This window comes from Variovorax sp. efr-133-TYG-130, from assembly GCF_030208835.1.
Lineage (GTDB): Bacteria > Pseudomonadota > Gammaproteobacteria > Burkholderiales > Burkholderiaceae_C > Variovorax.
Genome location: NZ_JARVTD010000007.1, coordinates 68,456 through 93,655 on the forward strand (window position 1 = coordinate 68,456; position 25,200 = coordinate 93,655).

General features: G+C 68.3%; 16 protein-coding genes. 10 read left to right on the plus strand and 6 right to left on the minus strand.

From position 1 onward, the window contains the following. Positions 1 to 123 precede the first annotated feature (123 nt). Both QRN67_RS08860 and QRN67_RS08865 read left to right on the plus strand, forming a co-directional pair. The gene (locus QRN67_RS08860) at positions 124 to 477 is read left to right on the plus strand and encodes a nuclear transport factor 2 family protein (protein WP_503010886.1); all 354 of its coding nucleotides are present in this window, start codon (positions 124 to 126) and stop codon (positions 475 to 477) included. A 13-nt stretch (positions 478 to 490) separates the two neighbouring features. Further along, positions 491 to 1,417 carry a polysaccharide deacetylase family protein gene (locus QRN67_RS08865; RefSeq protein WP_285411511.1) on the plus strand — a complete coding sequence of 309 codons (927 nt, stop codon included), beginning with the start codon at positions 491 to 493 and terminating at the stop codon, positions 1,415 to 1,417. Between the two features lie 16 nt (positions 1,418 to 1,433). Here the strand turns inward: QRN67_RS08865 and QRN67_RS08870 are convergent, their stop codons facing one another. The 6 genes from QRN67_RS08870 to leuS all read right to left on the minus strand — a co-directional run bounded on the left by QRN67_RS08870 (position 1,434) and on the right by leuS (position 10,552). Beyond that, on the minus strand, positions 1,434 to 3,302 hold the full coding sequence (locus QRN67_RS08870; RefSeq protein ID WP_081270084.1) for a potassium transporter Kup: 1,869 nt from the start codon (positions 3,300 to 3,302) through the stop codon (positions 1,434 to 1,436). Between the two features lie 165 nt (positions 3,303 to 3,467). Then, positions 3,468 to 4,796 (minus strand): glutamate--cysteine ligase, encoded by a 1,329-nt coding sequence (gene gshA, locus QRN67_RS08875; protein ID WP_106935969.1) that lies wholly within the window; start codon positions 4,794 to 4,796, stop codon positions 3,468 to 3,470. Positions 4,797 to 4,919: 123 nt separating this feature from the next. Next, complete coding sequence (locus tag QRN67_RS08880) at positions 4,920 to 6,212, minus strand: glutamate-5-semialdehyde dehydrogenase (RefSeq protein ID WP_285411512.1); 1,293 nt, start codon at positions 6,210 to 6,212, stop codon at positions 4,920 to 4,922. A 91-nt stretch (positions 6,213 to 6,303) separates the two neighbouring features. Further along, entirely contained in the window at positions 6,304 to 7,377 is a 1,074-nt protein-coding gene (gene holA / locus QRN67_RS08885) for a DNA polymerase III subunit delta (RefSeq protein ID WP_081270087.1), read from the minus strand. 7 nt (positions 7,378 to 7,384) lie between these two features. Next, positions 7,385 to 7,906, minus strand: a complete 522-nt coding sequence (locus tag QRN67_RS08890) for an LPS-assembly lipoprotein LptE (protein WP_081270088.1) — start codon at positions 7,904 to 7,906, stop codon at positions 7,385 to 7,387. 15 nt (positions 7,907 to 7,921) lie between these two features. After that, positions 7,922 to 10,552, minus strand: a complete 2,631-nt coding sequence (leuS, locus tag QRN67_RS08895; protein WP_081270089.1) for a leucine--tRNA ligase — start codon at positions 10,550 to 10,552, stop codon at positions 7,922 to 7,924. Between the two features lie 203 nt (positions 10,553 to 10,755). On the opposite strand from leuS, the gene QRN67_RS08900 reads away from it, so the two are divergent. From QRN67_RS08900 to QRN67_RS08935, 8 genes are all read left to right on the plus strand, one after another. Next, complete coding sequence (locus tag QRN67_RS08900; RefSeq protein WP_285411513.1) at positions 10,756 to 11,721, plus strand: Bug family tripartite tricarboxylate transporter substrate binding protein; 966 nt, start codon at positions 10,756 to 10,758, stop codon at positions 11,719 to 11,721. Then, a complete protein-coding gene (locus QRN67_RS08905) occupies positions 11,714 to 12,784 on the plus strand; it encodes an NAD/NADP octopine/nopaline dehydrogenase family protein (protein WP_285411514.1) in 1,071 nt (356 codons plus the stop codon). The genes QRN67_RS08900 and QRN67_RS08905 overlap by 8 nt, the downstream gene beginning before the upstream one ends. 88 nt (positions 12,785 to 12,872) lie before the next feature. Then, positions 12,873 to 14,564: an alpha-amylase family glycosyl hydrolase gene (locus QRN67_RS08910; protein ID WP_285411515.1), complete on the plus strand. Its 1,692-nt coding sequence runs from the start codon at positions 12,873 to 12,875 to the stop codon at positions 14,562 to 14,564. Positions 14,565 to 14,569: 5 nt separating this feature from the next. Continuing rightward, a complete protein-coding gene (glgB, locus tag QRN67_RS08915; RefSeq protein ID WP_285411516.1) occupies positions 14,570 to 16,744 on the plus strand; it encodes a 1,4-alpha-glucan branching protein GlgB in 2,175 nt (724 codons plus the stop codon). A 592-nt stretch (positions 16,745 to 17,336) separates the two neighbouring features. Beyond that, a complete protein-coding gene (gene glgX, locus QRN67_RS08920; RefSeq protein WP_285411517.1) occupies positions 17,337 to 19,454 on the plus strand; it encodes a glycogen debranching protein GlgX in 2,118 nt (705 codons plus the stop codon). Positions 19,455 to 19,550: 96 nt separating this feature from the next. Further along, a complete protein-coding gene (gene glgC / locus QRN67_RS08925) occupies positions 19,551 to 20,867 on the plus strand; it encodes a glucose-1-phosphate adenylyltransferase (RefSeq protein WP_285411518.1) in 1,317 nt (438 codons plus the stop codon). Between the two features lie 22 nt (positions 20,868 to 20,889). Next, entirely contained in the window at positions 20,890 to 22,368 is a 1,479-nt protein-coding gene (gene glgA, locus QRN67_RS08930) for a glycogen synthase GlgA (RefSeq protein WP_285411519.1), read from the plus strand. A 342-nt stretch (positions 22,369 to 22,710) separates the two neighbouring features. Then, positions 22,711 to 25,194 carry a glycogen/starch/alpha-glucan phosphorylase gene (locus QRN67_RS08935; RefSeq protein ID WP_285411520.1) on the plus strand — a complete coding sequence of 828 codons (2,484 nt, stop codon included), beginning with the start codon at positions 22,711 to 22,713 and terminating at the stop codon, positions 25,192 to 25,194. Positions 25,195 to 25,200 lie beyond the last annotated feature (6 nt).

Genomic DNA, 25,200 nt, shown 5'->3' on the forward strand with positions numbered 1-25,200 from the left:
CATCCCGCCGTGCACCGCCATGGCCCAGCAAGATTGGAGAACCCCGTGGAAGCATCCGTTTCGCAGCAGCACCATCCCGCGCTCGACCCCGCCGCCGTGGTGGACGAGTTCCTTCGCCTGGTGATGATTCCCGACCCCCAGTCGGCCTCGCGCTTCACCGCACCGGACATCCGCATCCGCTTCACCGGCAACCGGCCGATGCAGGCACCCGGCGACACCTCGGCCTTCAATGCGAAGCGCTATGCGTGGGTCAAGAAGAAGATCGAGCGCACCGAGACGGTGGCCGGCGGCACGCCCGAGGAAACGGTGGTCTACAGCCTCGGCACGCTCTACGGCGCATGGCCCGACGGCACGGCGTTCGACGGCAATCGGTACGTCGACCGCTACGTGGTGCGCCACGGCCTGATCGTGCAGATGGACGTGTGGAACGACAGCGCCGAATGGCTGCTGGTGCGCGCCGGCCTCGCCGTGCTGTGACGAGGCCGCCGGCATGACGACGCGCTGGCCCGACCGGCTCCCCACGCACGACCGCTTCGACTACCTGCCCATCACGCGGCGGCCCGGCTACGTGTGGCCGAACGGCGCGCGGCTGGCGGTGTACATCGGCTTCAATGTCGAGCACTTCGCCTTCGGCGACGGGCTGGGCGCATGCATCGGCCCGGCTTCGCCGCAGCCCGACGTGCTCAACCACGGCTGGCGCGAGTACGGCAACCGCGTCGGCGCATGGCGCTGCCTCGATCTGTTCGACGCGCTCGCGCTGCCCACGGGCGCGCTCGTCAACACCGCGCTGTACGACCACTGCCCCGAACTGGTCCAGGCGCTGGTGGCGCGCGGCGACGAACTGATCGGCCACGGCCACAGCAACGCCGAACGCCAGGGCGTGCTCGACGAGGCGCACGAGCGCGCGCTGCTTCAGCGCTGCCGCGAACGCATGCTGCGCGAGAGCGGGCAGGCGCCGGCCGGGTGGCTCTCGCCATGGATCTCGGAAAGCGCCGTGACGCCCGACCTGCTGGCCGAGACCGGCTACCGCTACACGCTCAACTGGTGCCACGACGACCAGCCTCTGCGCATGCGCACGCGCGGTGGAGAAGGCTCGCTGTGGTCGGTGCCGTATCCCCAGGAGCTCAACGACATCCCGATGATCGTCGGCCGCCTGATGGACGCGAAGGACTTCAGCGCGATGGTGATCGACAACTTCGAGGAAATGCTCGAACAGTCGCGCACGCAGCCGCTGGTGATGGGCCTGGCGCTGCATCCGTACATCGTGGGCCAGCCCTACCGGCTGCGGCATTTGCGCACCGCGCTCGCTTATCTGGCGCGTGCGCGCGACCGGGGCGACATCTGGTTCACCACGCCGGGCGCGATCGCCTCGCACGCGGAACAGATTGCGAAGGAACGGCCGGGGGAGTTCGCCTGAGGCGCTCCGCCAGGCCTCAGATCTCGATCTTCGAGCCCAGCTCCACCACCGCGTTGTTCGGTAGTCCCAGGAACGCCGCCGCTCCGCTCGCGTTGTGGTGCATCTGCGCGAACAGCTTCTCGCGCCACGGCGCCATGCCGCTGCCGAGCGTGGGAATCACCACGTCGCGCGACAGGAAGTAGCTGGTCGTCATCGCCTCCAGCTGGCAGCCGCGCATGCGCGCGTTCTCGAGCGCGCGCGGCAGGTCGATGTCGTTCTTGAAACCGTAGTGCACGATGATCTGCCAGCAGTGGTGGCCCAGCGGCTCGATCTCGATGCGCTTGTCCATGGGGATCCAGGGCACCTCGTGGTTGCGCACCGTGACGAACATGTTCTGCTCGTGCAGCACCTTGTTGTGCTTGAGGTTGTGCAGCAGCGCATTGGGCACCACGCCCGGCTCGGCCGTGAGGAACACCGCCGTGCCGTCCACGCGCACCGGCGGGCTCACGAACACCGAGTCGAGGAAGGACTTCAGGTCGATGGCGTCGGCATGCTGCGCCTCGCCCATGAGGCGGCGGCCTTCCTTCCAGGTGATCATCAGCGTGAAGACGAAGCCGCCGATCATCAGCGGGAACCAGCCGCCTTCGAACAGCTTGAGCAGGTTCGAGGCGAAGAACATGAAGTCGACGAAGAAGAACACCGCCGTCGAGCCGATGCACAGCAGCAGCGGCAGCTTCCATGCATAGCGGATCACGAAGAAGGTCAGCACCGTGGTGATCAGCATGTCGGTGGTCACGGCAATGCCGTAGGCCGCGGCCAGGCTGCTCGACGAGCGGAACATGACCACCGCCAGCACGATGGCCACGAACAGGCCCCAGTTGACCAGCGGAATGTAGATCTGCCCGGCCGTGCGCACGCTGGTGTGCTCGATGTTCAGGCGCGGCAGGTAGCCCAGCTGGATGACCTGGCGCGTGACGCTGAAGGCACCGGTGATGAGCGCCTGCGACGCGATCACCGTGGCCAGCGTGGCCAGCAGCACCAGCGGAATGAGCGCCCATTCGGGTGCCATCATGAAGAACGGGTTCTTCACCGCCTCGGGGTTCTCCAGCAGCAGCGCGCCCTGGCCGAAGTAGTTGAGCGTGAGCGCCGGCATCACCACCGAGAACCACGCGATGCGGATCGGGCTCTTGCCGAAGTGGCCCAGGTCGGCATAGAGCGCCTCGGCACCGGTCACGCACAGCACGGTGGCGCCCAGCAGGATGAAGCTGGTGCCGGGGTTGTCCCAGATGAACTTGAGCGCGTAGAACGGGTTCAGCGCCTTGAGGATTTCAGGGTGGTGCACGATCTGCGACACGCCCAGCACCGCGATCGACAGGAACCACACCAGCGTGACCGGCCCGAAGAACTTGCCGATGCCCGCCGTGCCGCGCTTCTGCACCACGAACAGGCAGAACAGCACGACCAGCGTCAGCGGAATGACGTAGTGCGTGAAGTGCGGCGACACCACTTCCAGGCCTTCCACGGCCGACAGCACGGAGATGGCCGGCGTGATGACCCCGTCGCCATAGAACAGCGATGTGCCGAAGATGCCCACCACCAGCAGAAGATGGCGCAGCCTGGGCTTGTCCGCCACCGCGCGCGAGGCCAGCGCGAGCATCGCGACCAGCCCGCCCTCGCCTTCATTGTCGGCGCGCAGCACCAGCACCACGTACTTGATGGAGACGATGACGGTGAGCGTCCAGAAGAACATCGACAGGATGCCGTAGACGTTCTCGACCGTGAACGGCACGTGGCCGTGGCCGAAGACTTCCTTGACGGCATACAGGACGCTGGTGCCGATGTCGCCGTAGACGACGCCGATGGCGCCGACGATCAGGCCGGCGGAGATGGTTTTGGGGGCTGACACGAAGTCGATGGGAAAAGGGCTGGCTGTATCAATCGACGTGTCAGACACGCGGGGGAGCGATGGCGGCGGATTCCGCGCCATGCATCCCCTCCGCCCTTTGGGTTCCGTTGATGTGGGGCCGCTATTTTGCCGCCGCCCGCCGCCGCCGCAAGCCGGCCCCCGCAATCATTCGTAGATTTCGGCGTCCGGGTTGGTGGCTTCCATCTCGTAGCTGGCGGCCACCATGGCCAGCCGGCCGACGACGCCGTACATGTAGAAGCGGTTCGGCGCACTGGCGCCGGGCTTGGCGCCGGGCTGCGGCAGATGTGCGCTCTCGGAGAAGGCCAGCGGCACGAAGCTCGCGCCCGGCAGCTTGAGGTTTTCGTCGGGCGCCTGCTCGGCATGCACGCGGTAGAAGCCGCCGACCACGTAGCGGTCCATCATGTAGACGACCGGTTCGGCCACGCCGTTGTGCACGCGCTCGTTGGTGAGCACGCCTTCCTGGACGATAAGCTCGGTGGGTTCGCGCAGCTCGCGCAACTCGCGTGCTTCCCGGCTGTTGGCGGCCTTGGCGGCCGACGCGCCGCGCGGCTTGCCGATCAGCGCCTCGACGTCTTTCACGTCTCGCACCGTCACCACGCCCGGGCTGCCGCTGTCGCTGTGGCCGCCCTTGACCACCACGAACGGCTTCTCGTTGATGCCGTATTCCTTGTATTTGCGGCGCACCTTGGTCAGCACCGCGTCCACGTGGCTGGTCAGAACGTCGATGCCGCGGCCCTCGGCCACGTCGACGCCCTCGGCGCGCGCATAAATCGGGTTGATGAGCCATGGGTCGATGCCCAGCAGCTTGCCGAAGCGCTTGGACAGCTCTTCGTAGCTGTGCAGGTGGTTGCTCTTGCGACGCACCGACCAGCCCGCGTGCAGCGGCGGCAACAGGTACTGCTCGTGCAGATCCTCGAGGATGCCGGGCGTTCCCGCGGAAAGCTCGTTGTTGAGCAGAATTGTGCAGGGATCGAAGTTCTTCAGCCCCAGGCGGCGCTTGGTGCGCACCACCGGCTCCAGTGTGACGACGTCGCCGCCGGGCAGTTCGATCTTCTTGGGCGACTTGATGGCCGGGTCGATCGACCCGACGCGCACGTTGAGTCCCGCCATGTGGAAGATGCGCACCAGTTGCGCGACGTTGGCTAGATAAAACGTGTTCTTGGAGTGATTTTCCGGAATGACGAGCAGGTTGCGCGCCTCCGGACAGATCTTCTCAATGGCTGCCTGCGCCGCCTGCACGGCCAGCGGCAGCATTTCCTTGGTGAGGTTGTTCCAGCCGCCGGGGAACAGGTTGGTGTCGACCGGGGCGAGCTTGAAGCCGGCGTTGCGGATGTCCACGGCGCTGTAGAACGGCGGCGTGTGTTCCATCCATTCGAGCCTGAACCAGCGCTCGATGGCGGGCATCGAGTCGAGCACCCGCTGCTCCAGTTCGTTGATCGGGCCGGTCAGGGCGGTGACGAGATGCGGAACCATGCGGCGGCCTTGTTGGTTTTGTGCTTAAAGGTAGAGCGGAATTGTAGGATTTGGGGATGGCCGCCCCAATGACAAGACGGGAGAAAGCGGACTTGCCTCAGCCGATCCGCTCTCCACGGCTTCTCAACTCCGGACTTCGCCCTGCCCGAGCACGACGTACTTGAGCGAGGTCAGTCCTTCGATGCCGACCGGTCCGCGGGCGTGGAACTTGTCGGTGCTGATGCCGATTTCGGCACCCAGCCCGAACTCGAACCCGTCCGCGAAGCGGGTGCTCGCATTGACCATGACGCTGGCCGAGTCGACCTCGCGCAGGAAGCGCTGCGCATGCACATGGTCGCGCGTGACGATGGCGTCGGTGTGATGGCTCGAATAGCGGTTGATGTGGGCGATGGCCTCGTCCACGCCGGCCACCACCTTGATGCTGATCACGGCGGCCAGGTATTCCTCGGACCAGTCCGACTCCACTGCATCGACCACCCTGGCCTGCGGATCGATGGCGCCGTCGGCGCGCAGGATGCGGGCGGCCTCCGGGTCGCAACGCATTTCCACGCCCTTGGCCGCGAAGATGGCGGCGATCTCGGGCAGGAAGTCTTCGGCGACCGTGGCCGACACCAGCAGGCCTTCGGCGGCGTTGCAGGGGCTGTACTTCTGGGTCTTGGCGTTGTCGACGATGCGCAGCGCCATGTCGAACTCGGCCGTGTCGTCCACGTACACGTGGCAGTTGCCGTCCAGGTGCTTGATGACCGGCACCTTGGCGTCGCGGCTGATGCGCTCGATCAGACCCTTGCCGCCGCGCGGGATGATCACGTCCACGAACTCCGGCATGGCGATCAGCTGGCCGACGGCTTCGCGGTCGGTGGTCTGCACCAGTTGCACCGCCTCGACCGGCAGGCCGGCTTCGGCCAGCGCCTCGGACACCAGCAGCGCCAGCGCCTTGTTCGATTCGATGGCTTCCGAGCCGCCGCGCAGGATGGCCGCGTTGCCGCTCTTGATGGCCAGGCTCGCGGCCTCGATGGTCACGTTGGGCCGGCTCTCGTAGATCATGCCGAAGACGCCGATCGGCACGCGCATCTGGCCCACGCGGATGCCGCTGGGCTGCTGCTTCATGCCGATGATTTCGCCGATCACGTCGGCCATGCCGGCCAGTTGCTCGGAGCCCTGGGCGACGGTCTCGATGACCTTGGGCGTGAGCTTGAGGCGGTCGACCATCGGCGCCGAGAGGCCGGCGGCCGTGGCGCGCTCCAGGTCTTTCTGGTTGGCCGTGGCCAGCACCGGGCCGGCTTCGCGCAGGCGCCGGGCCAGCGCCTTCAGTGCTATGTTTTTGGTAGCTGCATCCGCACGGGCCATGAGGAATGCAGCGGCTTTGGCTTGCAGACCCAGGGTCTGCATGTGCTCGCTGACGTTGAACGCGTTCATGCCCCTATTTTCCCACGCCGATCCGCGGCCGGGCTGCGGCGGGCTTTTTGATGGCTGGAGCCATCCTCGGATCAGGCGCGGATCAAGCCAGTCAAGCGCGCCTGGGGCCTGCCGCCGCGCTGCTGCAGGCGCGGCACAGCATCAGCGCCAGCCGCTGCAGCGCCTGCCAGCCGCTGGCGGGCCAGTCGGGCTGCTTCAGGCCCTTCACGATGCCGTCGACCACGTGCGCGGCGCGCAGCAGGCGGGTCAGCATGCGGTCGTCCAGCCGGGGCAGCACGCGCTCGAAGGCACGCTCGCGCGGACCCCAGATGCGGTTCTCGCGCAGCGCCATCGGCAGCGGACGGCCCGAGGCCATGGCGTCCTTCACGCGCTTGAGTGCGCGGATGTCCTCGGCGATCGTGTAGTGCACCAGCACCTCGGCCTCGCCCTCGGCCTGCAGGCCGTCGAGCATGCGCGCCACGCGCTGCGGGTTGCCGGCCAGCACGGCTTCGGACAGCTTGAACACGTCGTAGCGCGCCACGTTGTTGACTGCGCCCTCCACCTGTTCCCAGCTGAGTTCGCCCGCCGGGTGAAGCAGCGCGAGCTTCTGGATTTCCTGGTGCGCCGCGAGCAGGTTGCCCTCGACGCGGTCGGCAAAGAACTGCAGCGTGCGCTGGCCTTCGTCGCCGGGCATCACGCGCTGGCCCTGCTGGCCCAGTCGCTGCGCGATCCACTGCGGCAGCGCATTGCGCTCGATCGGGTCGACCTGGATGCTCGCGCCGTTGTTCTCCAGCGCCGAGAACCAGGCGCCGGTGCGCGTGGCCTTGTCCAGCCGCGGAAGCATCACCAGCGTGAGCGTGCTGTCGTTGCCGGGCGCCGACTCGGCCAGCTGCTGCAGCGCCGCGCTGCCGTCCTTGCCGGGCTTGCCCGACGGAATGCGGATCTCCACGATCTGCTTGTCGGCGAACAGCGAGAGCGAGCCGCCGGCCGCGAGCACCGCGCTCCAGTCGAAGTGCGCGCCGGCCACGGTGTACGAGCTGCGCTCGGTGTAGCCCTGCGCGCGCGCGGCGGCGCGGATGGCGTCGGCCGCTTCCTGCGCGAGCAGCGGCTCGTCGCCGTGGATCGTGTAGAGCGGCTTCAGGCCCTTCTGCAGATGGGCCCCGAGCGAGGCGCTGGCGAGTTGCATCGACGGATTACAGCGACTTGACCGCGGCGATGCGGCGCATCAGCTGCTGCGCGATGTCCGACTGCATGTCGCGGAACAGCAGGTCGGCTTCGCCTTCCTTGGCCAGCGCGTTGGTCTCGTTGAAGCTCAGGTCGCGCGTCTGCGAGACATCGGCGGCCGGAATCAGGTCCTTGCCGCCGGGAGTGCGCAGCCGGAAGCGGATGCGCAGCTGCAACTGCAGCTCCCGCACCAGGCCCGCCGAATTGGTCGAGATCACGATGCGGTTGCGGTCCTCGCCCAGGATCTCCAGGATCACGTCGGCCTTGGACGCGTCTTCCGGCGGCAGCACGGTCACCGAACCGGTGGCCCGCAGCTCGCGCCGGATCTGGTTGATCATGGCCGTGTTGCCCGACACCGACAGCGTCTTGAACGCAAACACCGGCGCCTTGCGCAGCTCGAAGCCGCAGCCGGCCAGGCCGAGCGAGGCGCCGGCCGCCGCCAGTCCGAGGAGAAGGCCGCGGCGCGGCAGCGAGACATTGCGATTGTTCATGCTTGAGTCGTTCGTTCAGAGAACCACGTTGACCAGGCGGCCGGGAACCACGATCACGCGCTTGGGTGGCGCGCCTTCGGCGAAGTTGACGAAGTCGTCGCAGGCCAGCGCGAGCTTCTCGATCTCGTCCTTCGAGGCGCCGGCCGGCACGCTGAGCTTGCCGCGCAGCTTGCCGTTGACCTGCAGCATGAGCTCGATCTCGTCCTGCACCAGCGCGCCGACGTCGACCGTGGGCCAGGGCGCGTCGAGCAGGCCGCCCAGGTCCTTGTCGTAGCCGAGTTCGTTCCACAGCTGCTGCGCGATGTGCGGCGTGGCCGGGTACAGGCAGCGCAGCAGGATGCCGAAGCCCTCGCGCACCGCGGCGGCGTCGCCCGCGCTGCCGTCGGGCTTGAAGCCTTCCAGCGCGTTGAGCAGCTTCATCGCGCCCGACACCACCGTGTTGTATTGCATGCGCTGGTAGTCGTAGTCGATCTGGCGCAGCACGGTGTGCACTTCGCGGCGCAGCGCCTGGGCGCCCTTGCCGAAGGTCTGGCCGGCCAGCGCGGCGGGAGCGACGTCGGCCTGCGCCGCGCCGAAGTTCCACACCCGGCGCAGGAAGCGGTAGCTGCCCTCGACGGCCGCGTCGTTCCACTCCAGCGTGGCTTCGGGCGGCGCGGTGAACATGGTGTACAGGCGCGCGGTGTCGGCGCCGTACTTCTCGATCAGGTCCTGCGGGTCGACGCCGTTGCGTTCGCTCTTGCCCATCTTGCCGACGCCGCCGTACTCGACCTTCGTGCCGTCTGCAGTGGTGCCGCCGATGATGCGGCCCTGCGCGTCGAGCACGGTCGTGACCTCGGCGGGCGGGAAGTAGTCCTTGCCGCCCTTCTCGTTGCGCTTGTAGAAGATGTGGTTGAGCACCATGCCCTGCGTCAGCAGCTTGCTGAAGGGCTCGTCGGCCTTCAGCAGGCCGAGGTCGCGCATCACCTTGGTCCAGAAACGCGCATACAGCAGGTGAAGAATGGCGTGCTCGATGCCGCCGATGTACTGGTCCATCGGCATCCAGTAGTCGGCGCCACCGGCCACCATGGCTTCGTCGTTCTTCGGGTCGCAGTAGCGCATGAAGTACCACGACGAGTCGACGAAGGTGTCCATGGTGTCGGTCTCGCGCCGCGCGGGCTTGCCGCAGACGGGGCAGACCACGCCGGCATGGAAGCCTTCGTGCTTGTGCAGCGGGTTGCCCGAGCCGTCCGGCACGCAGTCGGTCGGAAGCACCACGGGCAGGTCCTTCTCGGGCACCGGCACCGCGCCGTGTTCTTCGCAATGGATGATCGGGATCGGCGTGCCCCAGTAGCGCTGGCGGCTCACGCCCCAGTCGCGCAGGCGCCAGGTGGTCTGCAGCTCGCCCAGGCCCTTCTGGCCCAGCGCATGCGCCACGGCGGCCACGGCCTCCTTGTAGCTCATGCCGCTGAAGTTGTCGGAGTTGATGGTCACGCCGCGCTGCTTGTCGCCGTACCAGTCCTGCCACTTGTGATAGTCGAAGTGCGGCTCGTCGTCGACCAGCACCACCTGGATGATCTCGATGCCGTACTTGTTGGCGAAGGCGAAGTCGCGCTCGTCGTGCGCGGGCACGCCCATCACGGCGCCGTCGCCGTAGCCGATCAGCACGTAGTTGCCGACCCACACCGGCACCTGCTCGTCGGTGATCGGGTGCGTCACCGTGAGGCCGGTGGGCACGCCCTTTTTCTCCTGCGTGGCGAGCTCGGCCTCGGTGGTGCCGCCGCTCTTGCACTCCTCGATGAAGGCCGCGACCTTGGGGTCGAGCGTGGCGGCGTGCGCGGCCAGCGGATGCTCGGGCGCCACGGCGCAGAAGGTCACGCCCATGATGGTGTCGGCGCGCGTGGTGAACACGTACATGCGGCCGTCCTGGATCAGCTTGCCGTCGGCACCCTTGATGTCATGGGTGAAGGCGAAGCGCAGGCCTTCGCTCTTGCCGATCCAGTTCTCCTGCATCAGCTTGACGCGCTCGGGCCAGCCCGGCAGCTTGTGCTGGGTGTGCTCGAGCAGTTCCTCGGCGTAGTCGCTGATCTTCAGGTAGTAGCCCGGGATCTCGCGGCGCTCGACCGTGGCGCCGGTGCGCCAGCCCTTGCCGTCGATCACCTGCTCGTTGGCCAGCACGGTCTGGTCGACCGGGTCCCAGTTCACGACCTGGGTCTTGCGGTAGGCAATGCCCTTTTCGAGCATCTTCAGGAACAGCCACTGGTTCCACTTGTAGTAGCTCGGGTCGCAGGTGGCGATCTCGCGGCTCCAGTCGATGGCCAGGCCCATGGCCTGGAGCTGGCCCTTCATGTAGGCGATGTTCTCGTAGGTCCACTTGGCCGGCGGCACGCCGTTCTTCAGCGCCGCGTTCTCGGCCGGCAGGCCGAAGGCGTCCCAGCCCATGGGCATCAGCACGTTGTAGCCGCTCATGCGCAGGTAGCGCGTGAGCATGTCGTTGATGGTGTAGTTGCGCACGTGGCCCATGTGCAGCTTGCCGCTGGGATACGGCAGCATCGAGCAGGCGTAGTACTTCTTGCGGCTCGCGTCCTCGGTGACGCGGTAGGCATCGGCGGCGCTCCATTGCGCCTGGGCAGCGGACTCGACGTCGCTGGGTTTGTAGCTGGGATTCATGGCGGTTCGGCAAGAGCCCGGCGCAAGGCGGCCGGGAACGCGGGATTATCGCGCCGGACTAGACTCGTCCCCAGGCTTCGCGCACTTCGTGTCGCTTCTCCTTCCCCCTGCCGGGGGCAATGCCGGCGGCCCGCCGAAGCCGGCTCCACGGCATTTCGCGGAATAACGAAGCCCGAACAGTGCGCCACGGGATGGAATTCGCCATGAAATTGTTTTTGAAACATCTTGTCCTGTGCTTCGCCGCAGTCGCCGCCACGCCGCTGTGGGCACAGCACAACGACAAGCCCCTGCGCATCGTCGTGCCCTTCGCCACCGGCGGCGCCCAGGACGTGATTGCCCGCTACCTGGGCGCCAAGCTGACCGACAGGCTGGGCCAGCCGGTCATCATCGACAACAAGGCCGGCGCCGGCGGCATCGTGGCCGCCGACGCGGTGGCCAAGGCGACCGACGGCGCCACGGTGCTGCTGGCCACGGGCGGCGCGGTCACGATCGCTCCCCACCTGCAGGCCAGGCTGCCCTACGACCCGGCGCACGAGCTGGTGCCGGTGGCCCTGGTGGCCGACACGCCCATGACGCTGTCGGTGCGCACCGAAAGCCCCTACAGGACCGTGGCCGACGTGCTGCGCGACGCCAAGGCCAGGCCGGGCCAGGTGACCTACGCCTCGACCGGCAACGGCACCGTCTCGCACCTGACCGGGGCGCTGCTGGCCCAGGCCGGCGGCGTGGACCTGCTGCACGTGCCCTACCGGGGCGCGGCGCCCGCCATGACCGACCTGCTGGGCGGGCAGGTGGCGACCATCGTGACCAGCGTGGCCTCGATCGAGCCCATGGTGGCCAGCGGCAAGGCGCGCGTGCTGGGCACCTTCTCGCGCGTGTCCCTCCCCGGCATGGGCTCGGCGCCCACCATCGGCGAGGCCACCGGCCTGCCGGGCATGGAAGTGCCGGTCTGGGTCGGCGTGATGGCGCCGGCACGCATGCCGGCGTCAGGCATCGAGAAGCTGTCGGCGGCGCTGATGGAGGTGTGCAACCTGCCGGAGACGAAGCAGCGCTTCGCCCAGCTGGGCGCCGTCAACACCTGCGGCGGCCCGGCCGCGCTGGGCAAGGTCGTGACGGAAGACAGCCAGCGCTGGGCCAAGGTCATCAAGCAGGGCGGGATCAAGGTTGAATAAATCGGCACACCGCGTCGGCATCGCCGGCGCAGGGGCGATCGCGCTGGCCAGCGCGGCGTGGCTGCGGCAGGCGGGGCACGGCGTGACCGTGTGGTCGCCGGGCGGCCGGGGCGCGGAGGCCCTGCGGACGCAGGCGCTGGAAGCCGGCGGCATCCAGTCGTTCTCGGTGACGGTCGAGGTCGCCGGCGACGCGGCCGGCCTTTGCGCGGCGTCGGACGTGCTGCTGCTCGCCCTGCCCGTCAACGGCCACAGGCGGGTGATGGACGCGCTGCTGCCCTTCCTGCGCGACAGCCAGACGGTGATCGTCAGCTCGATGGCCTCGCTGTCGTCGCTCTATCTCCATGAGGCAGCCAGGCAAGCCGGCCGGCAGATCACCGTGGCCAGCTTCGGCACGACCGTGCTGACCGCGCGCCGGGCGTCGGCCACGCAGGTCAAGGTCATGACGCGGCGCAAGGCGGTCGGCGTGTCCGCCCTGCCCGGCGCGAAGGCGCACGAGGCCGTCGCCCTGTGCAGCGCACTCTTCGGCGACGGCTTCTTCGCGCAGGAAAGCGCCCTCGCCAGCGCGCTGGCCAACGTCAACCCGCAGTCGCACGGTCCGCTCGCGGTGTTCAACTGGACCCGCATCGAGCGCGCCGAGAACTGGCCGCAGTACCACTGCATGACGCCCGGCGTGTCGCGCGCAATCGAGGCGCTCGACCAGGAGCGCCGCGCCGTGGCGCGGGCCTTCGGCATCGAGCTCGGCCCCATCGAGGCGCACTTCGCGCGTTCCTTCGGCACCACGTCGGAAAAGCTGGCGGACATCGCCGCCGAACTGCACGCCAAGCGCGGCGGCCCGCCCGGCCCGGTGCAGGCCGACACCCGCTACGTGACCGAGGACATGCCCTACGGCCTGGCCTTCATCGAGGCACTGGGCGCCATCGCCGGCGTGCCCACGCCCGCGACCCGCACCATCGTGGACGCGGCCTCGCTGGTCAACGGCATCGACTTCCGCCGCGAGAACGACCTGCTCGAACCGCTGGGCCTGGCGAACGAAACCGTCGCCGGGCTGCTCGCGCGGCTGTAGCAAGGGCGGCGGCCCGGGGCGCGCACGGGGCTTGCCACTGGCCCGAATCTCGCATGCCACAATGATTTTTCCGACCACAGGGACCGGCATGGGCACCAGCGACAAGAGCAGCGACAAAGGCGGCAGCGAATGGTGGCGCGGCGCGGTGATCTACCAGATCTATCCGCGCAGCTTCAGCGACAGCAACGGCGACGGCATCGGCGACCTGCCCGGCATCACGGCCCGGCTCGACCACGTGGCGGCGCTCGGCGTCGATGCGGTCTGGGTCTCGCCCTTCTTCCGCTCGCCGATGAAGGACTTCGGCTACGACGTGTCCGACTACCGCGCGGTCGATCCGCTGTTCGGCACGCTGGCCGACTTCGACGCCATGCTCGCGCGCATGCATGCGCTGGGCCTGAAGCTCATCATCGACCAGGTGCTCTCGCACACCTCCGACCAGCACGCCTGGTTCGCCGAAAGCCGCAGCTCGCGCGACAACCCCAAGGCCGACTGGTACGTGTGGGCCGACCCCCGGCCCGACGGCACGCCGCCCACCAACTGGCTGTCGGTGTTCGGCGGCTCGGCCTGGCAGTGGGATTCGCGGCGGCGGCAGTACTACCTGCACAGCTTTCTGGCCGAGCAGCCCGACCTGAACTTCCATTGCGCCGAGGTGCAGGAGGCCTTGCTCGGCGAAGTGCGCTTCTGGTGCGAGCGCGGCGTCGACGGCTTCCGCTTCGACGCCTGCAACCACCAGTTCCACGACGCGCTGCTGCGCGACAACCCGCCGGCCTCGCCCGCGTCGATCGACGAAGTCAGCACGGTTCGCGCCGACAACCCGTATGCGATGCAGCAGCACCTGTACGACAAGAGCCAGCACGAGAACCTGGCGTTCCTCGAAAACCTGCGCCGGCTGCTCGACGGCTACGGCGCGGTCGCGCTGGGCGAGGTCGGCGACGAGAACGCACCGCCCGTCATGGCGCAATACACCGAGAGCGGCAGGCGCCTGCACCTGGCCTACAGCTTCAGCCTGCTCACGGCCGACCACAGCCCCGGGCACCTGCGCCACCAGGTGGAGGCGCTCGACGGCGCGCTGGCGCCCACCGGCGGCTGGGGCTGCTGGGCCGTGTCGAACCATGACGTGCCGCGCGTCGCCACCCGCTGGAGCGGCGGCGCACCCGCCGACACGCGCCGCGACCGCCTCTGGCTGACGCTGCTGCTCACGCTGCGCGGCAGCGCCAGCATCTACCAGGGCGAGGAACTCGGCCTGCCCGAGGCCGAGGTGCCCTTCGAGCTGCTGCAGGACCCCTACGGCCGGGCGTTCTGGCCTGAGTTCAAGGGCCGCGACGGCTGCCGCACGCCGATGCCCTGGACCGCCGACGCGCCGCACGGCGGCTTCACCACCGGCACGCCCTGGCTGCCGGTGTACGGGCCGCACCTGCCGCTGGCCGTCGAGCGGCAGGCCGACGAACCGGGCTCGATGCTGGCCTTCAGCCGCGCCCTGCTGCGCTGGCGCCGCACACAGCCGCTGCTGCGCACCGGCGGCATCGCCTTCATCGACGCACCCGAGCCCCTGCTGCATTTCGAGCGCAACGACGGGAACCAATCGCTCCACGCGATCTTCAACCTGGGAAGCGCGCCGGTGTCGATGCCCTCGACCGATCGGTTGCAGTCAGTGCAGCCTCTCGTCGGACAACCGCTCGCGCCGACTTCCGCCGTGCAGACCGTGAACGAAAAGCGCATGCTGGTGCTGGCGCCCTATGGCGTCTTCATCGGCATGCCCGCCGAAGAAGGAATGAGCTGACCGCCATGCCCCCGAAGCCGTTGTCCGAATCAGAAATCCACGCGCTCATGCGCGCCGAACATGGCGATCCGTTCGCCGTGCTGGGGCCGCACGAGACCGCCGAGGGCCTGGAGGTGCGCGCGCTTCTGCCCGGCGCGCAGCGCGTGGCGGTGGTGCATTCGCGCACCGGCTGGCCGCTGTCGATCCTTTCGCGCCACGGCGAGTCGGACCTCTTCAGCGGGCTGGTGCCGGCGGCCGAGGCCCGCATGGGCTATTCGTTCCAGATCGACTGGGACGCCCACACCTCGCGGCTCGAGGACCCCTACCGCTTTCCGTTCGTGCTCGGCGACACCGACGTCTGGCTGCTGGCCGAGGGCACGCACCTGCGACCGTGGGAGCGGCTGGGCGCGCACCTGCGCGAGATGAACGGCGTCAAGGGCGTGGCCTTCGCGGTCTGGGCGCCGAATGCGCGGCGCGTGTCGGTGGTCGGCAACTTCAACAACTGGGACGGCCGGCGCCACATGATGCGGCTGCGCCGCGAGTGCGGCGTGTGGGAGATCTTCGCGCCGCACGTGACGGTGGGCGATGCCTACGAATTCGAGATTCTTTCGGCCCACGGCGAAGTGCTGCGCAAGGCCGACCCGTTCGCGTTCTCGGCGCAGCTGCGGCCAGACACCGCCTGCGTGGTGCAGCCGCTGCCGGCCGCCGTGAAGATGCCCGAGGGCCGCGCCGAGGCCAACGGCCGCCACGCGCCCGTCAGCATCTACGAAGTGCACCTGGGCTCGTGGCGCCGCAAGAACAACGGCCACGAGTGGCTCGACTACCGCGAGCTGGCCGACACGCTGGTGCCCTATGCGCGCGACATGGGCTTCACGCACATCGAGCTGCTTCCGATCAGCGAGCACCCGTTCGACGGCTCCTGGGGCTACCAGCCGATCGGCCTGTACGCGCCGACCTCGCGCTTCGGCACGCCGGGCGACTTCCGGCATTTCGTCGAGGCCGCGCATGCGGCGGGGCTGGGCGTGATCCTCGACTGGGTGCCCGCGCACTTCCCGACCGACGCGCACGGCCTGGGCCGCTTCGACGGCACCGCGCTTTATGAGTACGCCGACCCGCGCGAGGGCTTCCACAACGACTGGCAGACGCTGATCTTCAACTACGCGCGCACCGAGGTGCGCAACTACCTCGTCGGCAATGCCCTCTACTGGCTGGAGCGCTACGGCGTGGACGGCCTGCGCGTGGACGCGGTGGCCTCGATGCTCTACCGCGACTACAGCCGCAAGGCGGGCGAGTGGATACCCAACACCTTCGGCGGACGCGAGAACCTCGAGGCCATCGACTTCCTGCGGCGCATGAACCGCGTGGTGGGCGTCGAGCGGCCCGGCGCGGTGACGCTGGCCGAAGAGTCGACCAGCTTCCCCGGCGTGACCCGCCCGCCCGAAGACGGCGGCCTGGGCTTCCACTACAAGTGGAACATGGGCTGGATGAACGACACCCTGGCCTATGCGGGCACCGACCCGGTCTACCGCAAGCACCACCACCAGAAGATCACCTTCGGGCTGATGTATGCGCACAGCGAGAACTTCGTGCTGCCGCTGTCGCACGACGAGGTGGTGCACGGCAAGGGCTCGCTGATCGGGCGCATGCCGGGAGACGAGTGGCAGAAGTTTGCCGGGCTGCGCAACCTGTATGGCTACCTCTGGGCGTATCCCGGCAAGAAGCTGTTGTTCATGGGGGGCGAGTTCGCGCAGTACGCCGAGTGGAACGCGGACCGCAGCCTGGACTGGCATCTGCTGGAGCACGCGGCGCACCAAGGCGTGCGGCGGCTGGTGCGCGACCTGAACAACGTGTACCGGCATTTTCCGGCGCTGCACGAGCTCGACCATGACGGCGGCGGATTCGAGTGGATCGTGCATGACGATGCGGATCAGTCGGTGTTTGCTTTTATCCGGCGGGCTCGTGACGGAGCATTCGTCATTGCTGTCTGCAACTTCACGCCTGTGCCTCGGCATGGGTATCGGCTGGGGGTTCCTCTTGCTGGTTCTTATCGGGAGATCATCAATACGGATGGGGTTGTTTATGGCGGGAGTGGCGTGGGAAACGGGGTTGTCGAAAGCGAGCCTGTTGCTTGGCATGGGAAAGCGGACTCCTTGTCTGTCAGCTTGCCGCCTTTGGGTACTGTGATGTGGGTGTTGGTTTGATGTTTTTGGGTGTTTGTTTTCCGGGGCCGGGTCTCGCCCCGGCAGGCGACCTACTTTTCTTTGCTTCGCCAAAGAAACGTAGGCAAAAGAAAGGCGACCCTGCTGTCTGCGTCCCTTCGCTTCGCTACGGGCAACCTGCGGTGCTCGACTCCGGCGGGGGTCCGCAGAACTCGCTTCGCTCAAACAGCTGCGGCCCTGATCCCGCCTGCGTCTGCGCTCCTCGGCGCAGCCAGAAGGGATTGGGAAACCAAACGCGCCATCGCTGCGCTCGGCGCGGTGGCGCAGCCGCGCAGCGGCTTTGCCACACGGGGCCGAGCGACGCAAAGGCCCGAGTGGGTTCCCCTCCCCTCTGGCTGCGCCGAGGAGCGGAGCGTTTCGCGGATCAGGGCTCGCAGCTGTTTGAGCGAAGCGAGTTCTGCGAGACCCCGCGAAACGCGAGCACCGCAGGTTGCCCCGTAGCGCAGCGAAGGGGTCGCAGACAGTGGGGTCGCCTTTCTTTTGCCTACGTTTCTTTGGCGAAGCAAAGAAAAGTAGGTCGCCTGCCGGGGCGAGACCCGGCCCCGGGCAGCAAGCCCCCTGCAAGGCAAGCAGCATGCTGAGCCCAGGCCACCCCTTCCCCCTGGGCGCAACGGCCACAGAACAAGGCATCAACTTCGCCCTGGCGGCCCCAGCAGCCGAGGCAGTAGACCTCTGCATCTTCGACACCACAGGCAATAACGAACAACAGCGCCTGAGACTCCCGCAACAGACAGACGGCATCTGGCACGGCCATCTCCCCAGCGGCAAGCCAGGCCTCGTCTACGGCTACCGAGTCCACGGCTCCTGGTCCCCAAAAGAGGGCAAGCGCTTCAACCCCGCCAAGCTTCTGCTAGACCCCTACGCCCGCGAAATCGTCGGCACCTACGACGGCAGCGACATTTTCCTAGGCCACGACCCCGCCAACCCATACCAGAGGGACACGCGAGACAACGCCGCAGCAGCCCTCAAAGCCCGGGTAGCGGCAGCAACACCACAAAGCAGCGAACGCCTGGCCGGCCACGCCCGCATCCCTGCATCCGACCGCGTCCTCTACGAACTGCACGTCAAGGGCCAGACAAAGCTCCACCCCGCCGTGCCCGCACCCCTTCGAGGCAGCTACGCGGGACTGGCCGAGCCCGCCGTGCTCGACCACCTCCAGCGCCTGGGGGTCACCACCCTGAGCCTCATGCCCGTGCAGCACCGCGCCGACGAACAGCGCCTGCTGCACATGGGCCTGAGCAACTACTGGGGCTACAGCACCATCGGCTGGTTCGCGCCCGAAGCCCGCTACTGGAGCGGCCGTCCCGGCACCACGCCCGCCGGCGAGTTCCGGGCGATGGCCGACGCGATCCACGCGCGCGGCATGGAGCTGGTGATCGACGTCGTCTACAACCACAGCGCCGAGACCGACGAGTTCGGCCCCACCCTGTCGCTGCGCGGCATCGACAACGCCCTGTACTACCGCCTGCGCCCCGACGACCGCGCGCTCTACGAGAACTGGGCCGGCACCGGCAACTGCCTCGACCTGACCGAGCCGCGCGTGCTGCGGCTGGTGATGGACAGCCTGCGCTTCTGGGCCTGCGAAATGGGCGTCGACGGCTTCCGCTTCGACCTGGCCCCGGTGCTGGGCCGCAGTGCAGGCAACGGCGACTTCGACCCGCGCGCGCCGTTCTTCGCGGCCATCGCGCAAGACCCGGTGCTGTCTCGCACGCTGCTCATCGCCGAGCCCTGGGACCTGGGCCCCGGCGGCTATCGCCTGGGCGAATTCCCGCCCGGCTGGCTCGAGTGGAACGACCGCTACCGCGACACCCAGCGCGGCTTCTGGCTGCGGCAGGACCACGAGGGCGACGGAAAGGCCGGCCTTGGCGAGTTCGCGCACCGCTTCACCGCCTCGAGCACGCAGTTCGCGCACGACGGCCGCGCGCCGACCGCCAGCGTCAACTTCATCACCGCGCACGACGGCTTCACGCTGCGCGACCTCGTCAGCTACAACGAGCGCCACAACCTCGCCAACGGGGAAGGCAACCGCGACGGCCACGGCCACAACCTGAGCGACAACTGCGGCGTCGAGGGTCCGAGCGACGACCCCGGCGTGCTGGCCCTGCGCGAGCGGCTGCGGCGCGCGCTGCTGGCCACGCTGATGCTTTCCCAAGGCACGCCGATGCTGCTGGCCGGCGACGAGCTGGGCCACACCCAGCAAGGCAACAACAACGCCTACTGCCAGGACAACGAGACCACCTGGCTTGCCTGGATCGGCGCCCCGTCCGATCCCGCGAGCGACGCGGCCCGCATGAGCGCCTTCGTGGCGCGGCTGGCGGCGCTGCGGCGCGAAGCCCCGGCGCTGCGCAACGCGCGCTGGTGGCCGGCCGAGCCGCCCGAAGGCACGCCCCCCGGCATCCGCTGGCTGCGCCCCGACGGCGAGCCGATGACCCCCGCCGACTGGCAGACAGGCACGGCCCTTGCAATCCTCTTTGCCGCGAGTGATGCAACGGATGAAGCAAGCGAAAGAAAGCAAAGCGCATGGCTGGTGATGGTGAACGCGGGGCCGGACACCGTGCAGTTCAGGCTGCCCGGGGGCGCCTGGCGGCTGTGCCTGTCGAGCGATCCCGCATACGACCCGGGGAACCTGGCGCGGCCGCTCGACGGCACGGCGCAGGTGCCTTTCTCGAGCCTCGGAATTGCAAGAACGTAGGAGCCAGCCGCGCAGCGCGGTGCTAGTCTCGATGCAGAAACTCTGACGGCGGACGAATCACGACAAGCAAACAAACGAACGAATGGAGACTTCAGGATGGACAACCTCGCACCCCAAGCGCCACAGCAACCGCAGCACGAGCTGCAGGCCCACCAGCTGGTCCGCCGCACCATCGCCCTGGTGCTGGCCGGCGGCCGCGGCTCCCGCCTCAAGCAGCTGACCGACCGCCGCGCCAAGCCGGCGGTGTACTTCGGCGGCAAGTTCCGCATCATCGATTTCGCGCTGTCCAACTGCCTGAACTCGGGCATCCGGCGCATGGCGGTGGTCACGCAGTACAAGTCGCATTCGCTCATGCGCCACCTGCAGCGCGGATGGAGCTTCCTGCGGGCCGAGCTCAACGAGATGGTCGACGTGCTGCCCGCGCAGCAGCGCGTGGGCGACGAGCACTGGTACCGCGGCACGGCCGACGCGGTGTTCCAGAACCTCGACATCATCCAGACCCGCTCCACGCCGCACGACTACGTCGTGGTGCTGGCCGGCGACCACATCTACAAGATGGACTACTCGATCATGGTCAAGGACCACGCCGAGCGCGGCCTGGGCTGCACCGTCGGCTGCATCGAGGTGCCGCGCATGGAGGCCACCGCCTTCGGCGTGATGCACGTGGACGGCGACCGCAAGGTCACGGCCTTCCTGGAAAAGCCCGCCGACCCGCCGGCCATGCCCGGCAAGCCGGACGTGGCACTGGCGAGCATGGGCATCTACGTGTTCGATTCCGCCTACCTCTACCGCTTGCTGGAGGAAGACAGCAAGGACCCGAACTCCGACCACGACTTCGGCAAGGACATCATTCCGCGCGCCGTGGCGGAGGGCCGCGCGCTGGCGCATCCGTTCGGCATGTCGTGCGTGACCCGCGCCATGCGCGGCGGCGACAGCCCGACCTACTGGCGCGACGTGGGCACGATCGACGCCTTCTGGGCCGCCAACCTCGACCTGGCCTCGATCACGCCGGAGCTCGACATCTACGACACCAACTGGCCCATCTGGACCTACCAGCGCCAGCTGCCGCCGGCCAAGTTCGTGTTCGGGCGCGACGGCAAGCCCGGCCTCACGACCAACACCATCGTCTCGGGCGGCTGCATCGTGTCGGGGTCGTCGGTGAGCGACTCGGTGCTGTTCTCGGGCGTGCGCGTCCACTCGTTCTGCAACATCTCGCAGGCGGTGCTGCTGCCCGACGTCGAAGTGGGACGCGGCTGCCGCCTGAGCAAGGTGGTCATCGACCGCGCCTGCGTGATCCCCGACGACATGGTGATCGGCGAGGACGCCGAGGCCGATGCCGCGCGCTTCGAGCGCACCGAAAGCGGCGTGGTGCTGGTCACGCGCGAAATGCTCAAGCGGCTTGCGCCCGCCTGATACCCACCTCCCAGCCTCCACGATGCGAATCCTGCAAGTCAGCGCCGAACTCTTTCCCCTGCTCAAGACCGGCGGCCTGGCCGACATCGCCGGCGCCTTGCCGCTGGCGCTCATGGCCGAGGGGCAGGACGCGCGCGTGCTGCTGCCGGGCTTTCCGGCCATCGTCCGCGGCGTGCGCGAACTCGCGCCCGTGGCCGAGTTCGACGCGCCCTGGGGCGAGCGATTCGCGCTGCGGCTCGGGCGCGTGGCGGTCGACGGCACGCCGGGCATCCCGGCCTACGTGATCGATGCGCCCGCGCTCTACGACCGGCCCGGCAACCCGTACGAGGACAGCGCGCGCCAGCCCTACGGCGACAACCACCGGCGCTTCGCGTTGCTGGGCTGGGCCGCGGCGCGGCTCGCGCAGGGGCTCGATCCGTCCTGGCAGCCCGAGGTGGTGCATGCGCACGACTGGCACGCCGCGCTGGCGCCGGCCTACCTGCACTTCGCGCGCGAGGCCGGCCAGATGGGCGCATCGCGCGTGGGCAGCGTGTTCACGGTGCACAACCTGGCCTACCAGGGCCTCTTCGCGCCATGGAACTTCGCGGACCTCGGGCTGCCCGGGCCCGCGTTCCAGATGAACGGCATCGAATACCACGGCCAGGTCTCCTTCATGAAGGGCGGCCTGTGCTACGCCGACCGGCTCACCACGGTGAGCCCGACCTACGCGCTGGAGATCCAGACGCCCGAGCAGGGCTGCGGGCTCGACGGGCTGCTGCGCCAGCGCAGCGGCGTGCTGAGCGGCATCCTCAACGCGGTCGACGACCAGGTCTGGAACCCGGCGACCGATGCGGCGCTGGTGCAGGGCTACCACACGCCCGAAGGCCGCCACATGGCCGGCAAGGCGCGCTGCAAGTCGGTGCTGCAGCACCAGCTGGGGCTGGCCGAGCGGCCGGACGCGCCGCTGTTCATTCTGGTGAGCCGCCTGACCGAGCAGAAGGGCCTGGGGCTGGTGCTCGACGGCCTGGACGCGCTGCTCGCGCAAGGCGGCCAGCTCGCGCTGCTGGGCAGCGGCGAGGGCTGGCTCGAAGACGCATTCAGGCAGCGCGCGGCGGCCGCGCCGCAATCGGTCAGCGTGACCATCGGCTACGACGAGACGCTCGCGCACCAGCTCTTCGGCGCGGGCGACGTGACGCTGGTGCCCTCGCTCTTCGAGCCCTGCGGCCTCACGCAGATGTACGGCCTGAAGTACGGCAGCCTGCCGCTGGTGCGCCGCGTGGGCGGGCTGGCCGACACGGTCGTCGACAGCACGCTCGAGGACCTGGCCAGCGGCGAGGCCACCGGTTTCGTGTTCGACCGCTTCGACGTGGCCGGCTACGAACGCGCCGTGCGCCGCGCCTTCGCGCTCTACCAGCGCGCGCCGGACTGGCGGCGCGTGCGCGGCAACGCGATGCGGCGGCCGGCCGACTGGGGCACTGCGGCTGCTCAGTACATCGATGTCTATCGCCAGGCGCTGGGATGAACGCCTTCTTTTCTTTTTGCCGTTTCGCGTGCTGTTCGGGGGGCGCTCACGCCAGCGGGGTACCTTGCTCCGCGAATGTCCTCCGCCCTTCGGGCTCCCCCTTTATTTCGCTGCGCAAGGCACCCCGCCGGCGTGAGCGTTCAGAGCACTGGTTGATCAGCCAGCAAGAAAGCTGCGTCCATCGTGTACAGGGCGCCGGGTGCTCCCCGCAGCGAAATAAAGGAGGAGGCCGCAGGCCGGGGGACATTCGCGGAGGGGAGTACCCGGTGCCCTGTGCACACACCCCCAACGCCTCCTGACGGCAGATCAGACACACCACCACCCACCCAAAGAGCGCCAACCATGACGATCAAAGACTTCGCCTACGACCATCCCGACCGCGACGTCGCGGCCTTCAAGCGCGCGGTGGCCAACAAGCTGATCTATGCCGTCGGCAAGGACCCGGTCGCGGCCAGCCAGGACGACTGGCTCAACGCCACCTCGCAGGCCGTGCGCGACCAGCTCGTCGAGCGCTGGATGATGACCACGCGCGCCAACTACGCGCAGGACCTCAAGCGCGTCTACTACCTGTCGATGGAATTCCTCATCGGGCGCACCTTCACCAACGCGCTGCTGGCCGTGGACCTGTACGACACCGTGCGCGAGGCGCTGGCCGACTTCGGCGTCGACATGGACGCGCTGGCCGAACGCGAGCCCGACGCGGCCCTGGGCAACGGCGGCCTGGGCCGGCTCGCCGCCTGCTTCCTCGATTCGATGGCCACGCTCGGCGTGCCGGGCATGGGCTACGGCATCCGCTACGAATACGGCATGTTCCGCCAGCGCATCGTCGACGGCCAGCAGGTCGAGACGCCCGACTACTGGCTCACGCGCGGCAACCCCTGGGAATTCCAGCGGCCCGAGGTCAACTACCGGGTGCGCTTCGGCGGCCACGTGCAGAAGCGCGAGGGCGCCAACGTGCCGCCCGGCGCGGTCGACTGGGTCGACACCCACGACGTTCTGGCCGTGGCCTACGACACCATCATCCCGGGCTACGGCACGCAGGCCACCAACACGCTGCGGCTGTGGTCGGCGCGCGCCACCGAGGAAATCGACCTCTCGGCCTTCAACCGCGGCAACTACATGGGCGCGGTCGAGAGCAAGAACCAGTCGGAGAACGTCTCGCGCGTGCTCTACCCCGACGACTCCACGCCCTCGGGGCGCGAACTGCGGCTGCACCAGGAGTACTTCTTCTGCAGCGCCAGCATGCAGGATCTGCTGCGCCGCTACCTGCGCAACCACACGACCTTCGACCAGCTCTCGGAAAAAGTCAGCATCCACCTGAACGACACCCACCCGGTGCTCGCCGTGCCCGAGCTCATGCGGCTGCTGCTGGACGAGCACGGCATGCCGTGGGACGAAGCCTGGGCGCACACGCAGAAGGTGTTCAGCTACACCAACCACACGCTGATGCACGAGGCGCTGGAGACCTGGCCGGTCGAGATGCTGGGCCGCATCCTGCCGCGGCACCTGCAGATCATCTACGACATCAACGCGAAGTTCCTGGCCACCGTCGCGCAGAAGCTGGGCAACGACGTCGAGCTGATGCGCAGGCTCTCGCTGGTGGACGAGACCGGCGAGCGGCGCGTGCGCATGGCCTACGTGGCGGTGCTGGCGAGCCACTCGGTCAACGGGGTGTCGGGGCTGCACTCGGAGCTGATGAAGCAGTCGATCTTCTCGGACTTCGCGAAGCTCTTTCCCGAGCGCTTCAACAACAAGACCAATGGCGTCACGCCGCGCCGCTGGCTGGCGCAGGCCAACCCGCCGCTGGCGGCGCTGCTCGACCAGCGCATCGGCAAGGGCTGGCGGCGCGACCTGTCGCAACTGGAGGCGCTGAAGCCGATGGCCGCGCAGCCCGCCTTCGTGCGCGCATTCCGCCATGCCAAGCGCGAGAACAAGCTTCGGCTGGCCAACTGGGTCGAGCAGCACCTGAAGGTGGACATCGATACCGACGCGATGTTCGACGTGCAGGTCAAGCGCATCCACGAATACAAGCGGCAGCTGCTCAACGTGCTGCACGTGGTGGCGCGCTACCACCGCATCCTCGACGCGCAGGCCACGGGTGCGCCGGTCGACATGGTGCCGCGCGTGGTGGTGTTCGCGGGCAAGGCCGCATCGGCCTATGTGATGGCCAAGCTGGTGATCCGGCTCATCAACGACGTGGCCGGCACCATCAACGCCGACCCGCGCGTGGGCAAGCTGCTGAAGGTGGTGTTCCTGCCGAACTACAGCGTGAGCCTGGCCGAGATCATCATGCCGGCGGCCGACCTGTCGGAGCAGATCTCCACGGCGGGCACCGAGGCCTCGGGCACCGGCAACATGAAGTTCGCGCTCAACGGCGCGCTGACCATCGGCACGCTGGACGGCGCCAACGTGGAAATGCGCGAGAACGTGGGGCCGGAGAACATCTTCATCTTCGGCAACACCACGCCCGAGGTCGCCGACATCCGCGCGCGCGGCTACCAGCCGCGCGACATCTACGAAGGCAACGCCGAGCTCAGGCGCGTGCTCGACGCGATCCGCGACGGCGCTTTCTCGCCGGGCGAGCCGGGCCGCTACCAGGGCATCTACGACGCGCTGGTGAACTGGGGCGACCACTACCTGCTGCTGGCGGACTACGCGAGCTACGTGGCGAAGCAGGCCGAGGTGGATGCGCTGTATCGCGATTCGGATGCGTGGACGCGGATGGCGATCCTGAACGTGGCGGGCATGGGCGCGTTTTCATCGGACCGCACGATTGCGCAGTACGCGCATGAGATCTGGCACACCAAGCCGGTCGTGCTGGGCTGAACCACC

Coding starts and splice junctions, on each gene's coding strand:
- QRN67_RS08860 (WP_503010886.1), top strand. CDS start 124: ATGATTCCCGACCCCCAGTCGGCCTCGCGCTTCACCGCACCGGACATC.
- QRN67_RS08865 (WP_285411511.1), top strand. CDS start 491: ATGACGACGCGCTGGCCCGACCGGCTCCCCACGCACGACCGCTTCGAC.
- gshA (WP_106935969.1), bottom strand. CDS start 4,796: ATGGTTCCGCATCTCGTCACCGCCCTGACCGGCCCGATCAACGAACTG.
- QRN67_RS08880 (WP_285411512.1), bottom strand. CDS start 6,212: ATGAACGCGTTCAACGTCAGCGAGCACATGCAGACCCTGGGTCTGCAA.
- holA (WP_081270087.1), bottom strand. CDS start 7,377: ATGCAACTCGCCAGCGCCTCGCTCGGGGCCCATCTGCAGAAGGGCCTG.
- QRN67_RS08890 (WP_081270088.1), bottom strand. CDS start 7,906: ATGAACAATCGCAATGTCTCGCTGCCGCGCCGCGGCCTTCTCCTCGGA.
- leuS (WP_081270089.1), bottom strand. CDS start 10,552: ATGAATCCCAGCTACAAACCCAGCGACGTCGAGTCCGCTGCCCAGGCG.
- QRN67_RS08900 (WP_285411513.1), top strand. CDS start 10,756: ATGAAATTGTTTTTGAAACATCTTGTCCTGTGCTTCGCCGCAGTCGCC.
- QRN67_RS08910 (WP_285411515.1), top strand. CDS start 12,873: ATGGGCACCAGCGACAAGAGCAGCGACAAAGGCGGCAGCGAATGGTGG.
- glgB (WP_285411516.1), top strand. CDS start 14,570: ATGCCCCCGAAGCCGTTGTCCGAATCAGAAATCCACGCGCTCATGCGC.
- glgX (WP_285411517.1), top strand. CDS start 17,337: ATGCTGAGCCCAGGCCACCCCTTCCCCCTGGGCGCAACGGCCACAGAA.
- glgC (WP_285411518.1), top strand. CDS start 19,551: ATGGACAACCTCGCACCCCAAGCGCCACAGCAACCGCAGCACGAGCTG.
- glgA (WP_285411519.1), top strand. CDS start 20,890: ATGCGAATCCTGCAAGTCAGCGCCGAACTCTTTCCCCTGCTCAAGACC.
- QRN67_RS08935 (WP_285411520.1), top strand. CDS start 22,711: ATGACGATCAAAGACTTCGCCTACGACCATCCCGACCGCGACGTCGCG.